The sequence below is a fragment of the Streptomyces sp. NPDC005962 genome, from assembly GCF_040629205.1.
GTDB lineage: Bacteria > Actinomycetota > Actinomycetes > Streptomycetales > Streptomycetaceae > Streptomyces.
In genome coordinates this window covers 44,659-57,942 of sequence record NZ_JBEXVE010000025.1, presented here as the reverse complement: position 1 = coordinate 57,942, position 13,284 = coordinate 44,659, and the positions used below count along the sequence as shown (strand labels likewise).

The 13,284-nt window shown below is 72.8% G+C and carries 11 protein-coding genes; 3 read left to right on the top strand and 8 right to left on the bottom strand.

Features of this window, described 5'->3' with window-relative positions:
• Positions 1 to 129 precede the first annotated feature (129 nt).
• From ABZ370_RS32195 to fahA, 8 genes are all read right to left on the bottom strand, one after another.
• Positions 130 to 2,880, bottom strand: a complete 2,751-nt coding sequence (locus ABZ370_RS32195; RefSeq protein ID WP_358627882.1) for a fumarate reductase/succinate dehydrogenase flavoprotein subunit — start codon at positions 2,878 to 2,880, stop codon at positions 130 to 132.
• Positions 2,881 to 2,904: 24 nt separating this feature from the next.
• Positions 2,905 to 3,630 (bottom strand): ABC transporter ATP-binding protein, encoded by a 726-nt coding sequence (locus ABZ370_RS32190; RefSeq protein WP_358628126.1) that lies wholly within the window; start codon positions 3,628 to 3,630, stop codon positions 2,905 to 2,907.
• Between the two features lie 53 nt (positions 3,631 to 3,683).
• Positions 3,684 to 4,472 (bottom strand): ABC transporter permease, encoded by a 789-nt coding sequence (locus ABZ370_RS32185; RefSeq protein WP_358628123.1) that lies wholly within the window; start codon positions 4,470 to 4,472, stop codon positions 3,684 to 3,686.
• A gap of 134 nt (positions 4,473 to 4,606) precedes the next feature.
• On the bottom strand, positions 4,607 to 5,965 hold the full coding sequence (locus ABZ370_RS32180) for an ABC transporter substrate-binding protein (RefSeq protein ID WP_358627879.1): 1,359 nt from the start codon (positions 5,963 to 5,965) through the stop codon (positions 4,607 to 4,609).
• A gap of 11 nt (positions 5,966 to 5,976) precedes the next feature.
• On the bottom strand, positions 5,977 to 6,204 hold the full coding sequence (locus tag ABZ370_RS32175) for a ferredoxin family protein (RefSeq protein WP_358627876.1): 228 nt from the start codon (positions 6,202 to 6,204) through the stop codon (positions 5,977 to 5,979).
• 66 nt (positions 6,205 to 6,270) lie between these two features.
• Positions 6,271 to 7,053, bottom strand: a complete 783-nt coding sequence (locus ABZ370_RS32170) for a GntR family transcriptional regulator (protein ID WP_358627873.1) — start codon at positions 7,051 to 7,053, stop codon at positions 6,271 to 6,273.
• 216 nt (positions 7,054 to 7,269) lie between these two features.
• Complete coding sequence (locus ABZ370_RS32165) at positions 7,270 to 7,773, bottom strand: hypothetical protein (protein WP_358627870.1); 504 nt, start codon at positions 7,771 to 7,773, stop codon at positions 7,270 to 7,272.
• A gap of 58 nt (positions 7,774 to 7,831) precedes the next feature.
• Complete coding sequence (fahA, locus tag ABZ370_RS32160; RefSeq protein WP_358627867.1) at positions 7,832 to 9,136, bottom strand: fumarylacetoacetase; 1,305 nt, start codon at positions 9,134 to 9,136, stop codon at positions 7,832 to 7,834.
• Between the two features lie 210 nt (positions 9,137 to 9,346).
• Here fahA and ABZ370_RS32155 point away from each other — a divergent pair, with 210 nt between their 5' ends.
• The 3 genes from ABZ370_RS32155 (at position 9,347) to ABZ370_RS32145 (ending at position 13,087) form a co-directional block, all read left to right on the top strand.
• The gene (locus ABZ370_RS32155) at positions 9,347 to 10,591 is read left to right on the top strand and encodes an ATP-grasp domain-containing protein (RefSeq protein ID WP_358627865.1); all 1,245 of its coding nucleotides are present in this window, start codon (positions 9,347 to 9,349) and stop codon (positions 10,589 to 10,591) included.
• 19 nt (positions 10,592 to 10,610) lie between these two features.
• Entirely contained in the window at positions 10,611 to 11,819 is a 1,209-nt protein-coding gene (locus ABZ370_RS32150) for an FAD-dependent oxidoreductase (RefSeq protein ID WP_358627862.1), read from the top strand.
• Positions 11,820 to 12,079: 260 nt separating this feature from the next.
• Positions 12,080 to 13,087, top strand: a complete 1,008-nt coding sequence (locus tag ABZ370_RS32145; RefSeq protein WP_358627859.1) for a polyprenyl synthetase family protein — start codon at positions 12,080 to 12,082, stop codon at positions 13,085 to 13,087.
• The last annotated feature ends 197 nt before the right edge of the window (positions 13,088 to 13,284 follow it).

The following is a 13,284-nucleotide window of genomic DNA, read 5'->3' as shown; positions in this document are numbered from 1 at the left end:
GTCTCCGCCACAGAAGGGCCGGGCTGCGGGACCAGCTCGGCCAGGGGTGCGGGGCGGAGCCCCGGGGCGGGGGTCCGGGGGGCTGGCCCCCTGGGTTCGGGAAGGGGCGGGGTGGGGGAAATGGCCCCGCTAGGCGGTCGCCTTGGACGCGTAGGCGCGGACGTCGGCGTCTGGGTCGGAGTGGACCGTGGACAGGGCCTCTCGGGCGGCTGGGTTCTGCTCTGCCAGGGGGAGCAGGGCCAGGACTGCTGCCTTGCGGACGTCGGCGTGGGGGTCGGACAGGGCCTCGGCCAGGGCGGGGATGCCGAGGTCCGGGGCGGCGGCGGACAGTGCTGTCGCCGCGGCCCGGCGGACCTGCCATGCGGGGTCCTGCTGGGCCGCCAGTGCCTCCGCGTCCAGCGGCGGCGGGCAGCCGGCCGAGGCCAGGGATTCCAGGGCGGCGGCCCGTACGAGGACGTCGCCGTCGTGGAGCAGGGGCGTGAGAAGGCGGCGGGCCTCCGCCGCCGGGGCGCCGGGCGCCAGGGTGCCCAGCGCGGCCGCCGTCGCCACCCGGACCTCGCGCGAGGCGTCCGCGGTGCCCGGCTCCAGCGCGGTGAGCGCGTCCACCGACACCAGCGCCCGCACGGCCTGGAGGCGGACCTCGATCGTCGCGTCGGTCAGGGCCCGGGCGAACAGCGCCGCGTCGCCGAGGCTCAGCGCGCGCAGGACGTCCAGGGCTGCCGCCCGTACCGCCGGGTCGGTCACCTCCAGGGCGTGCAGCAGCGGTTCGCGGAGGGAGGTTTCCGGGGGCAGCACCTCTACCAGCTCGCGCAGGGACGCCGCCGCCCCGGCGCGTACCCCGGCGTCCGGGTCGGCCAGCGCCTCCGCCAGGGCCGGGCCGGTGCCCGGTGGGGCGGTTTCGGTGAGGGTGGCGACGGCGGCCCGGCGGACCGCCGGGTCCGGGTCGGCCAGGTAGGGCCGCAGGGCCGGGAGTTCGGGCTGTTCCTCGGCCAGAGCGAGGAGTTCGAGGATGCGGGGGGAGGAGGCCGGGGTGGATGCTTCTGCTTCGTCGTGCCGGGAGCTGTCGACGGACGCCCCCGATCCGTGCGGCGCGGCCTCGCGCGGGCCCGCCGTGGCGACCTGTTCGGGCCACACCTCGCCGATCTCGCGGGACGCCCCGCCGACGGGGGCGTACTCCTCGATCGGGACGAGGTACGGAGCCACTGGACGCGCGGTGAACTCCATCGCCCCCGAGGCCGACTTCCGCAGATCCAGATGGTGCAGCCAGTCCGTGTCGTCGCGCCGCGGATGGTCCGTGCGCTCGTGGTAGAGCCCCCAGCGGCTCTCCGTCCGGGCGAGCGAGGACCGCGCCGCCATCTCGGCGCAGTCGCGGATGAAGGTGACCTCCGCGCACCGCATGAGTTCGTGCGGGGTGCGGGCGCCCATGTCCGCGATGTCCCCGCGCATCCGCTCGAACGCCTCGACGGCCAGCGAGAGCCGGGCGCCGCTCTTGGGCGGGGCGACGTAGTCGTTCACGAAGCGCCGCAGCTTGTACTCGACCTGTGGCTGCGGCGGTCCGTCCGGGTTCCGCAGCGGCGCGTACACCAGCGCGTGCGCGTCGGCGAGCTGGTCGCGCGGCAGTTCGCCGTCGTACGCCCGGTACTGGGCGGCGTCCTCGCCCGCCAGATCGCCGAAGACGAAGGCTCCGATCATGTAGTTGTGCGGTACGCACGCGAGGTCCCCGGCCGCGTACAGCCCCGGCACCGTGGTGCGGGCGTGTGCGTCGACCCGTACGCCCGAGGCCGAATGGCCGCCGCACAGGCCGATCTCGGAGATGTGCATCTCCACGTCGTGGGTGCGGTAGTCATGGCCGCGCCCCGCGTGGAAGGCGGCACGGGTGGGGCGTTCGGTGGAGTGCAGGATGGACTCCAGCGCCGCCACGGACTCCTCCGGCAGATGGCTGAGCTTCAGATAGACCGGGCCGCGCTCGCTCGCCACCTCCGCCGCGAACTCGGACATCATCTGCCCGGACCAGTAGTCGGAGTCGACGAACCGCTCACCGTGCCGGTTGACCTGGTAGCCGCCGAAGGGGTTGGCGACGTAGGCGCAGGCCGGGCCGTTGTAGTCCTTGATCAGCGGGTTGATCTGGAAGCATTCGATCCCGGTCAGCTCGGCGCCCGCGTGGTACGCCATGGCGTAGCCGTCGCCCGCGTTGGTGGGGTTCTCGTACGTCCCGTACAGATAGCCGCTGGCGGGCAGCCCGAGGCGGCCGCACGCGCCGGTGGCGAGGATGACGGCCCCGGCCCGCACGGTGACGAAGTGGCCGGTGCGGGTGTGGAAGCCCGCGGCGCCGACGGCCCGGCCGCCCGCCGTCAGGACGCGGACCGGCATGACCCGGTTCTCGATCCGGATGCGCTCGCGCATCTCGCGCCGCCGCAGCTGCCGGTAGAGGACCTTCTTGACGTCCTTGCCCTCGGGCATCGGCAGGACGTACGAGCCGGAGCGGTGCACTTGGCGGACCGCGTATTCGCCGTGCTCGTCCTTCTCGAACTTCACCCCGTACCGCTCCAGGCGCTTGACCATGTCGAAGCCCCGGGTGGCGGTCTGCCGGACGGTGGACTGGTCGACGATGCCGTCGTTGGCGCGGGTGATCTCGGCGACGTAGTCGTCGGGTTCGGCCCGGCCGGGGACGACCGCGTTGTTCACGCCGTCCATGCCCATGGCGAGCGCGCCGGAGTGCCGGACGTGCGCCTTCTCCAGCAGGAGGACGGAGGCCCCGCGCTCGGCTGCGGTGAGCGCGGCCATGGTGCCGGCCGTGCCGCCGCCGATGACCAGGACGTCGCAGGACAGCTCCTCGGCCGCGTCGAGCGCCGGGATTTCCAGGGGGTGCGGGGTTGTCACGAGAGGCCCTTTCAGGTGCCGAGTTCAGGTGCCGAGGGATTCGAGGACCCGGCGGCGCAGCGCGACCGTCGCGGCGGCGTCGTGCGCGGCGCGCTCGCGCGGATGCGGTACGTCGAGCACCCGGGCCGTGCCCGCGCCGTCCAGGAGGGCGATGCGGTCGCCGAGGAAGATCGCCTCGTCCACGTCGTGGGTGACGAAGACGACGGTGGCGTGCGTCCCGCGCAACACCTCCACCAGCAGTCGCTGCATCCCGGCCCGGGTCTGGGCGTCGAGCGCGCCGAACGGCTCGTCCATCAGGACGGCGCGCGGCGCACCGGCCAGCGCGCGGGCGAGCTGTACGCGCTGCCGCTGTCCGCCGGAGAGCTGGTGCGGAAGGCGCCGGGCGTGGTCGGTGAGCCCGACCCGCTCCAGCCATTCCGTGGCCCGGGCGCGGCGTGCGGCGCGCGGTACGCCCCGTATGACGAGGGGGAGTTCCACATTGGCGTGGACGGTGCGCCAGGGGAGCAGCGCGTCGTCCTGGAAGACTAGGGCGCGGTCGGCGGCGGGGCGGATGAGCGGCTCGCCGTCCTGGGTGACCCGCCCGCCGAGGGCGGGCAGCAGCCCGGCCAGCGTGCGCAGCAGGGTCGATTTGCCGCAGCCGGACGGGCCGACGACGGTCAGCACCTCGCCGGGCGCCACGTCCAGGCCGAGGCCGTGCAGGACGGGCGCCCCGGGGCGGCCCAGGACGGCGCCGTCCAGGCGCAGCCGCAGACCGGGCGGGGCCGGGGCGGTGACCGGCGGGGCGGTGGCGACATCGGGCGTGGTCACGGGGTGCCCTTCCTGATGAGGTGCGCCGACGGGGCGGTGTTCTCGGTACGCGGCAGCCAGCGGGTCAGCCGGCGGCCCGCCAGCTCCACCGCGGTGGAGGTCAGCCAGCCGAGGAGGCCGATGGTGGTCATGCCGACGAAGACGCCCGGATAGTCGACGATCGTGTAGTCCTGCCAGGTGCGGTAGCCGACCCCGTACGCGCCGGAGATCATCTCGGCGGAGATCACACAGATCCACGAGACGCCGATGCCGACCGAAAGACCGCCGAGGATGCCGGGCAGCGCGCCCGGCAGTACCACCGAGCCCAGGACGCGCCACCGGCCGCCGCCCATGGTCAGCACGGCCTCCTCCCACACCGGGGTCAGGGCGCGCACCGTGTGCCGGGTGCTGACCATGACGGGGAAGAAGGCGGCGGTGAAGGTGATGAAGACGATGCCCTGTTCATTGCTGGGGAACAGCAGGATCGCGACCGGGACGAGGGCGATGGCCGGGATCGGGCGGAGCACTTCGAGGACCGGGCTCAGCAGGTCGGACGCCAGCGGCGAGCGGGCGATCGCGGTGCCGACGGCGACGCCGAGGACCGCGGCGAGCGCGAAGCCGGTGAGGATACGGGTGAGGCTGTCGGTCAGGTCCTGCCAGTAGGAGCCGGTGGCCAGGCGCCCGGCGAACGTGTGGGCGACCTGGGTGACGGTCGGGAACTGCGCGAACCGCAGCCACAGGGTGACCTTCAGCGAGGTGAGCAGCTGCCACAGGCCGAGCGCGGCCAGCAGGGAGGCGGCGCGCAGCGCGTACCGCGGCCAGGGGCGGCGGCTCGGTGGTGCGGTGCCGGGCGCGGGCGCCGGGCGTACGGGGACGGTGGCGACCGCGCTTCCTCCGGCGCTTCCTTCGGCGGAGACCGTGCTGCCTTCGGCTGAGGTGGTCACTTCGCCTCCTTCAGCGCCGTGGCGTACGAGACGGTCCGGGCGCCGGGGTGCGCGGCGATCCACGTACGGGCGTTGGCCGCCGAGACGAACGCGTGCGGCTGCCCGCCGTCCTCGGCCCACACCGCCCGGTCCGCGAACCAGCGCGTCCCCGTACCCGCGTCGGGCACGTACGCGGCCCGGACCTTGCCCTGGTGGGCGGCGGTGAAGCGGAGCAGCGCGGCGGACGAGGGGAAGCTGCGGACGGTGTTCTCGCCCTGGAGCCACACCTGGTTCGGGGAGGCGGGCGGGGCGGCGCGCAGCGCCTTCGCGTAGGCGCCCGCGCTCCCGTACGCCCGTTTCAGATACCGGTCGTCGATGAAGGACTTCACGTCCACCGGGCCGGTCAGTTTGGCCTTGCGCAGGATCGGGACGTCCTTCTTCAGGGCGGCGATCAGCGCGGGTTTGAGGGCGGGGTCGAAGGTGGAGATGCCGCCCTCGCCGTTGTAGAGGTAGACCACCTCGGGCGGCAGCCCGGTCGCCTTCGCCACCTTCTGTGCGGCGGTGAGCGGATGGTCGTCCAGATAGCGGGTGGCGTCGATCTGGGCGGACAGGAACGCCTGGAGGACGTCCGGGTTGTCGTGAGCGAACGCGTCGCGCGCGGTGACACCGTGGAAGGTCGGCAGGTTCAGCCGGGCGCCGTCGTACAGCGCCTTGGCCTTCCCCTGGAAGGCCAGCAGCCCCGGCCAGGCCACGAACTGCGAGAGGGCGTCCACGCTGCCCGCCTCCAGGGCGGAGGCGCCGACGGCTGGCTGCTGGTTGAGCTTCTCGACGCCGTTCTCCGGGTCGATACCGGCGCCTTGAAGGGCGCGCACGAGCGTGCCGTCGGCGGCCGAACCGACGCTGGTGGAGACCTTCTTGCCGCGCAGGTCGGACAGGTCGCGCAGCTTCGATCCGGGCTTGGTGACGATCGTGTTGAGGCCGCCGCGCAGGTTGTAGCCGGTCACGGAGACGAGGCGGGTGGGCGCGTTCAACTGGGTGCCGCGCCCGGAGTTGATCAGCAGCGGGAAGTCGCCCATCGAGCCGATGTCGACCTTTCCGGCCACCATCTGCGCGGTGATGGGCGCCCCGGTGGCGTAGTCCTGCCACTTCACCTTGTAGGTGACGCCCTTGCGGTGGCCGAGCGCGCGCAGTTCGCGTTCGAAGTAGCCGAGCGAGCGCAGCAGGGTGCCCGCGGTCGTGGTGTTGATGGTCTTGGACTGGTAGCCGACGGTGACGGTCACGGTCTTGCCGCCCGCTTCCGCGTCGCCGCCGCAGCCGGTCAGGGACAGCAGCAGGGCGCCGGCGGCAAGAGCGGCCGGAAGGGTCGTGCGCTGCATCGGGGGGCCTTTCACCTCAGGAGATAGGGCATGTTGACCGTGACCGCGTCGGTGGGACAGCGGGCGGCGCACGGGCCGCAGTACCAGCACTCGTCGACGTGCATGTACGCCTTGCCGCTGTCGGGGTGGATCGCGAGGGAGTCCAGGGGGCACATGTCCACGCACAGGGTGCAGCCGTCGATGCACTTCGACTCGTCGATCGTCACGGGGACGTCGGCACGCTGGGGTGTCAGAGGCATGGCTGTCTCCAGGGAGGGCGTGAAAGGGGGGCGTGAAGGGTGGTGAAGGGGGCGGTGGGGGCGGTTTCAGGTGGTACGGCGCAGCAGTCCGCTCATGGTGATCCGGTCGCCGCGGAACCGGATGAACTCCAGGTCCACCGGGCGTCCGTCGGCCAGGTGGCTGAGCCGTTCCAGCATGAGGACGGCCGCGCCGCGCGGGGCCTGGAGCACAGCGGCCGAGTGGGCGTCGGCGTTGACGGCCTCAAGGGTGATCTCGGCGGTGCCGAGCCGCTGTCCGGTGATCTTCTCGATCAGCCGGAAGACGTCGGTGTTCTCCAGGTCGGCGCCCAGCAGCTCGGCGCCGATGTCCATCGGGAGGTAGGTGAGGTCGAGGGAGAGCGGCAGTCCGTCGAGCTGCCGCAGCCGCTCGACGTAGAGGACATCGGTGTGTACGGGGACCCGCAGCCGGTCGGCGACACAGGCCGGTGCGGGCACCGGACCGACGGTGCGCACCTCGTTGGTGACCCGGCCGTGTTCCTTCAGGGTCTCGGCCAGCCCCTGCAGCCGGTCGAGGCCGTGCGGGTACTTCTCGGCCACGACGACCGTGCCCACGCCCGGCTGCCGCTCCACCAGCCGCTCGGCGCGCAGCAGGTCGAGTGCCAGGCGCACGGTGTTGCGGGACGCGCCGTAGTCCGCGCCGAGCGCGTCCTCCAGCGGCAGGACGCCGCCGGGGAAGCCGCCGGTGAGGATCTGGTGGCGGAGCAGATCGGCGAGCTGCCTGGCCTGGTCGGCGCGCAACCGGCGACGGCGCGCGGCGGCGAGCGGCGGGGCGTGCTCGCGGGTGCGTTCGCGGGTGCGTTCGGCTGGCATCGGCCGGCTCCGGGGTGTGCTGGGCGGCGGGTCTCGTTCGGACCATACCGACGGGGCCGGTGCGGTGGTGTTGCCAGCACATTGCGCCACCTGGCGGTCCCTTGGAAACCGCCCCGACCTGCGCCTTTCACCGGAGCGAAAGCAAGATCTGCCACTGCCGCCACGCGCGCGGGCCCCCGGCGGTGTCGCCGGGGGCCCGCGCGCGGTGGAAGTGGATCAGCCGGAGGGGATGTCCTTCGGCAGGTCGGTGGGGAGGCCGGAGGGCAGCGAGGTCGGAATGCCCGACGGGATGTCGCTGGGGGAGGTGGTCCGGGTGAACGTGTCGTTCTCGGAGAGCGCGTCCCAGTCGACGGTGAGCGTCTTGCCGTCCCCGCTCGGGGCCACCTTGCCCATGGTGCGGTCGGTGTTGCCGTCGGCGCACTTGAACATCAGCATCTTCTCGCCGGTGTCGGTGTACTCACCGTTGCAGATGTGCTTGCCCGCGATCAGGGAGGCCTTCTCGCCGCTGATGGACAGGATGAGCGTCTGGCTGCCGGTCTTGGCGAGGTAGGCGCCGGTGATCGTGGAGTCCGCGCCCCCCTCCGCCGGGGCGCTCGACTCCTGCGCCGACGGGGTGTCCTTGGAGGTGTCCTTCGTCCCCTCGTCGCTGTCGCTGCCGCACGCCGTCAGCAGTAGGGCGGCCGCGGCCACCGTTCCGGCGATGCTCGCTGCCTTCTTCACGCGCTTCTCCTCAGATAGCCAGGTCATCAGGGCAGGAGCACGACAAATTAGCAGCCGCTCATGACGCAGCCGGGACAACGTGGCCGGTCACCTCGCCCATACCGATACGGACCCCGTCCGGGCCGGGGGCCCAGGCGGTGAGGGTCACTTCGTCGCCGTCTTCCAGGAAGGTCCGGGTGCCGCCGGGGAGGCGCAGCGGATCGCGGCCGCCCCAGGTCAGTTCGAGCAGGCAGCCCAGCTCGTCCGGGCCGGGGCCGCTGACCGTGCCGGAGGCGAAGAGGTCGCCGGTGCGCAGCGAGGCGCCGTTCACGGTCAGGTGGGCGAGCTGCTGGGCCGCCGTCCAGTACATGGCGGAGAAGGGGGGCCGGGAGACGGTGTGGCCGTTGACGGCGACTTCGAGGCGCAGATCGAACCCGCCGGGCTCGGCGGCCGAGTCGTCGAGGTAGGGGAGCGGGGGTACGTCGCGGGCGGGCGGGGCGGTACGGGCCGCGGCGAGGGCGTCCAGCGGGGTGACCCAGGCGGCGAGGGAGGTGGCGAAGGACTTGCCGAGGAAGGGGCCGAGGGGGCGGTACTCCCAGGCCTGGATGTCGCGGGCGGACCAGTCGTTGAGAAGGCAGACGCCGAAGACGTGATCGTGGAACCCGGCGAGGGGCAGCGGTGTATTCAGAGGGGAGGGCGCACCGACGACGAACGCGACCTCGGCTTCGAAGTCGAGGCGCAGCGAGGGGCCGAACACCGGCCGGGGAGGAGCGGACGATGCGGGAGCGGGCGATGAGGGGGCAGGCGATGCCGGGGCGGGAGATGAGGGGTCGGGCGATGCGGGAGCGGCCGGGGGCAGGTGCTGACCCTGGGGGCGGACGATGGGCGAGCCCGAGACGAGCACGGTACCGGCCCGGCCGTGGTAGCCGATCGGCATGTGCTTCCAGTTGGGGGTGAGAGCCTCGGCGTCCGGCCGGAAGATCTTGCCCGCGTTGGAGGCGTGATGCTCGCTGGCGAAGAAGTCGGCATAGTCCGCCACCTCGACCGGGAGGTGGAGCGCGAGAGTGGTGAGGGGGTGCATCAGGGGCTCGATGGCGTGCCGGTGCGCCGGGTTGGTCAGCCAGTCGCGCAGCTCCGCGCGGACGGCCTGCCAGACCGGACGGCCCGCGGCCATCAGCGGGTTGAGCGAGGACGCGCCGAGCAGTTCGGCGTGCGGGGAGGCCGCGACCGCCGCCGCGGCGCCCGCGTCCAGCACATGACCGCCGTAGCGCACGCCGATTTTCCGCAGATGAGGGGCGTCGGAGGTGGTGAAGACGCCATAGGGGAGGTTGTCCGGGCCGAAGGGATCGCCTTCGGGCAGGTCGAGCGGGCTTCGCTGCGCCATGGGTGCTGTCTCGCCTTCTCCTCGTCGCCACGGTCGGGCCAGGCCACACCCTATGGCCCGGGGGCGGTCCACCCCTGTGGGGCGACTGCCGCCTAAAGGGATGGCAATGTCCGGATAATCCTTGCTGGAGGAGGTAATTCCGAAGTAGCGTCCTTCATCAGGTCACGCACAGTGGGGGGACCACTGCGGTGGGGTGACCGAGGGGGGCTCGTGGCGAGCAGTGCTGTGCCATTCGCGGTGGACCGTTCCGTGCCGGGGCTGATCGTGAAGATAGGCGATTACCCGCTGCATCACGGGGGTGTGGGGGCCATCCGCTCCCTGGGCCGTCTCGGCATCCCCATGTACGCGGTCACCGAGGACCGTTGGACCCCGGCCGCCCGGTCGCGCTATCTCCAGCGGGCCTTCGTCTGGCCGACCACCGGCAGGGAGCGGCCGGAGTGGCTGGTGGAGGGGCTGCTGAGGGCAGGGCGGGCGATCGGCCGTCCGGCCGTCCTGCTGCCCACCGACGAGGAGGCGGCGGTGCTGATCGGCGAGCATGCCGATGTGCTCGCCGGGGAGGGCCGGTTCCTCTTCCCGCGCACCGAGTCGGGGTTGCCCAGACGGCTGGCCAGCAAGCAGGGCCTGCACGAGCTGTGCGTCGAGCACGGGGTGCCCACCCCGGAGGCGGCGTTCCCCGGTTCGTACGCCGAGGTGAAGGCGTTCGCGGTGGGCGCGCGGTTTCCGGTCGTCGCCAAGAACCGGGAGGCGTTCGAGCGGCGGAGGAGACCGGCGGTGGGCGGGACGACCCGGATCGCCGGGCCGCGCGAGCTGCTGGCGCTGGCCCGGGACTGGGGGCCGCGGCCCGGGGTGGTCCTGCAGGAGTACCTGCCGCGGGAGTCCGCCGAGGACTGGATCGTGCACGCCTACTTCGACGCGGAGTCCACGCCGCTGGTGATGTTCACCGGCGTCAAGGTGCGGTCCTGGCCACCGCACGCGGGCATGACGGCGTGCGCCTACGCGGTGGACAACGAGGAGCTGGCCCGGATGGCGGCCCGCTTCATCAAGCGGATCGGCTTCAGCGGCATCGTCGATCTGGACTGGCGCTTCGACCGGCGCGACGGGCGGTACAAGCTGCTGGACTTCAACCCGCGGATGGGCGCGCAGTTCCGGCTCTTCGAGAACGAGGCGCGGCTCGACGTCGTACGGGCCCAGCACCTCGATCTGACGGGGTGCAAGGTGCCCGAGGCCGCGCAGCTGGCGGGGCGGCGGTTCGTCGTCGAGAACATCGACCTGCCCGCCCTGCTCGCCTACCGCCGCAGTGGATACACCACGCCGCACGCGCCCGCCCGGGCGAGCGGTACCGAGCTGGCATGGGCCGCGCGCGACGACATGCGGCCGTTCTTCACCATGCTGGCGCGCAGCGTGCGGCCCGGCGCGACACATCTGTACCGGATGTGGCGTGCCAAGAACAGATAACGCCTTGGGGAGGGGATTCGTGAACGATCCGGTAGCAGTCATCGGGGCCGGTCCATACGGTCTGTCGGCCGCCGCCCACTTACGCGCCCGCGGCCTGCCGGTCCGCGTCTTCGGCGAGCCGATGGTGAGCTGGCGCGAGCAGATGCCCGCGGGCATGCTGCTCAAGTCCACCCCGGTCGCGTCGACCATCGACGCGCCGCAGCCGGGGCACACCCTGCTCGACTACTGCCACGCGGTGGGCGGCACGCCGTATCAGTCCGACTGGGACATCATCCCCGTCGAGACCTTCGCGCGGTACGGGCTGTGGTTCCAGGAGCGGCTGGTGCCGGACCTGGAGCAGACCCGGGTCGTGGCCGTCGACCGGCGGGGCGGCGGCGGCTTCGAGCTGAAGCTGGACTCGGGGGAGCAGTTCACGGCGCGGGCCGTCGTCGTGGCCAGCGGGCTCAGCGGCCTCGCCCATCTGCCCGCCGAGTTCGCCGCCGCCGTACCCGACGGACCGTCCGCTGCCGGGCCGGTGTCGCACAGTTCGCACCACCATGACCTCGGGCGGTTCGCGGGGCGCGAGGTCGTGGTCGTCGGCGCCGGGCAGTCGGCGCTGGAGAGCGCGGTGCTGCTGGCCGAGGCGGGCGCCGCGTCGGTGCGGGTGGTGGCGCGGGGGAGGGCCGCCGTCGCCTTCGGCGCCCCGCCGGACCGTCAGCCCCGGCTGCGGCCCGAATCGCCCTTCGGGCGCGCCTGGTCGCTGTACGCGCTGTCGTACCACGCGGCGGCCTTCCGGCGGCTGCCCGCACCGGCCCGGGAGCATCTGGTGCGCAAGGTCCTCGGCCCCAAGGGCGCCTGGTGGCTGCGCGAGCGCTTCGCGGGGCGGGTGCAGGTCACCCAGGGGGTGCGGGTCACCGGGGTCACCGTGGAGAGCGGCGGCAGGCCGGTGCTCACCCTGCGCGGCGGCAGCGGCCGGGTCGGGGAGCTGGCCGCGGACCATGTGATGGCCGCGACGGGCTACCGGATGAACCTGGCCGCGCTCGGCTTCCTCGGCCCCGAACTGCGCGCCGGGGTGGTCACCGGCGCCGGCGGCCCCTGGCTGGACGCGGGATATGGCTCGTCCGTGCCGGGGCTGTATTTCACCGGCCTCCAGGCGGCGGCCTCCTTCGGCCCGGTGATGCGGTTCGTCTGCGGCACCGAGTACGCGTCGCCCCGGCTGGCGAAGGCGGTGGCCACCGTGCGCGGATGAGCGACCCGGGCCCGGGGCGGACACCCCTGGGCCCGGTTCCGGTCCCCGACCGGTGAACGGTCGGGGGCCGCATGATGAATGATCTGCTGGTGATCGCGGTACGGCGTGGGGAAGGCGGTCGATCCGGGCGAGGGGCCTTGTGCGGCGCACAAGGCGGGAAGGCGCCCACAGCGATCGATACCCGACCGGATACGCTGCCTTTTGGTGGAGGCGGCGACACATCGACATTCCGCGTGAACGTAGGCAGACAGGAGTACCCCGTGAGCGTCATCGGGCCCTTCGGGCTGAGCGTGCGGGACCAGACTCTGGAAGCCGACACCCAAGCCGGGCTGGCGGCTGTCGAAGAAGGTCTGCTGGAGGCCACCAAGAGCGACGTACCGTTCATCACCGACGCCGCCCAGCACCTGGTGCGCGCGGGCGGCAAGCGGTTCCGGCCGCTGCTGGTGCTGCTGGCCGCCCAGTTCGGCGACCCGTACGCCCCCGGTGTGGTGCCCTCGGCGGTCGTCGTCGAGCTGACGCATCTGGCCACGCTCTACCACGACGACGTGATGGACGAGGCCGAGGTGCGGCGCGGAGTGCCCAGCGCCAATGCCCGCTGGGGCAATTCGGTCGCGGTGCTCACCGGTGACTTCCTCTTCGCCCGCGCCTCGCACGTCCTGGCCGATCTGGGTCCGGAGGCGGTGCGGGTCCAGGCGGAGGCGTTCGAGCGGCTGGTGACGGGTCAGATCCTGGAGACCGCCGGACCGCGCGGCCGCGACCCCATCGAGCACTACCTCGACGTCCTCGCGGGCAAGACGGGCTCGCTGATCGCCGTCTCGGGGCGGTTCGGCGCGATGATGTCGGGCGCCGACGAGTCCATCGTCAACATCCTGACCCAGTACGGCGAGCGGCTCGGCATGGCCTTCCAGCTGGCCGACGACGTACTGGACATCGCCAGCGACAGCCATGAGTCCGGCAAGACCCCCGGCACCGATCTGCGCGAGGGTATCGCCACCCTCCCCGTCCTGCACCTGAGGGCGCGGGCGGAGACGACCGGCGCGCCGGAGGACCGGGCGCTGTGCGAGCTGCTCGCGGGCGACCTCGCCGACGACGCCCGCCATGCGGAGGTGCTGCGGCGGCTGCGCGCCCACCCCGCCCTGGAGCAGGCCCGCCGGGACACGCTGCGCTATGCGGCGGAGGCCCGTTCGATGCTGGCCCCCCTTCCGGAGGGTGCGGCGAAGTCGGCCCTGGAAGGCCTGTGCGACGCGGTGGCCCACCGGGCCGGGTGACCTTAGGCCCATCGGGCCGGGTGACCTCACCCTTCCCGTGCCGTCCCGGGGCCGTCTTCCCGTGCCGTCCCGGGAGCCGTGGCCCCTACGGGATACCCCGAGGGGGATACCTCCCGCGGCGCGGAACGTCATACCCGAGCAGTACACGGACGTGATCCTGCGGGCTGACGTATCGGCGCTTCCGATTTGGTGGGATT